1 protein-coding gene is annotated in these 558 nt (G+C 55.0%); it reads right to left on the bottom strand.

Annotated elements, in window-relative coordinates:
* Window positions 1-558: ATP-grasp domain-containing protein (locus ACEWB7_RS17385; RefSeq protein ID WP_411581010.1), on the bottom strand; the 558-nt coding region annotated here is incomplete at both ends.

Genomic DNA, 558 nt, shown 5'->3' with positions numbered 1-558 from the left:
AGATCGCCCTGCTTAGTGATCACCAGCGGATTAATTTCGATTAGCGCCAGGTCGCGCTCAAGAAAAATGGTTGCCAGGCCCATAAAGATTTTGGTGAACTGCTGCACCAGTTTACCTTCCAGACCCAATTTGAACGCCAGTTCCCGTCCCTGATACGGCATCGGGCCGGTCAGCGGATCGAGCGCGACTTTATGGATCAGATGCGGGGTTTCCTCCGCAACTTTTTCGATCTCTACGCCACCTTCGGTAGACGCCATAAAGACCACGCGACGAGAACTACGGTCAACCACCGCGCCGAGGTACAGTTCTTTGCCGATGTCGGTCGCCGCTTCAACCAGAATCTGGTTTACCGGTTGGCCATTAGCGTCTGTTTGATAGGTCACCAGACGTTTGCCCAGCCAGTTTTCCGCAAAGGCGCGAATCTCTTCTTTGCTTTTTACTACCTTCACACCGCCCGCTTTGCCGCGGCCGCCAGCGTGAACCTGACATTTCACTACCCACGGGCCGGCACCGATTTTAGACGCGGCTTCTTCGGCTTCACGCGGAGTAGTACAGGCA

Source organism: Acinetobacter sp. NIOH-H-8 (assembly GCF_046635365.1).
GTDB lineage: Bacteria > Pseudomonadota > Gammaproteobacteria > Pseudomonadales > Moraxellaceae > Acinetobacter.
Note: the sequence above shows the minus strand (reverse complement) of the source record. Positions and strands in the feature narration are given on the sequence as shown.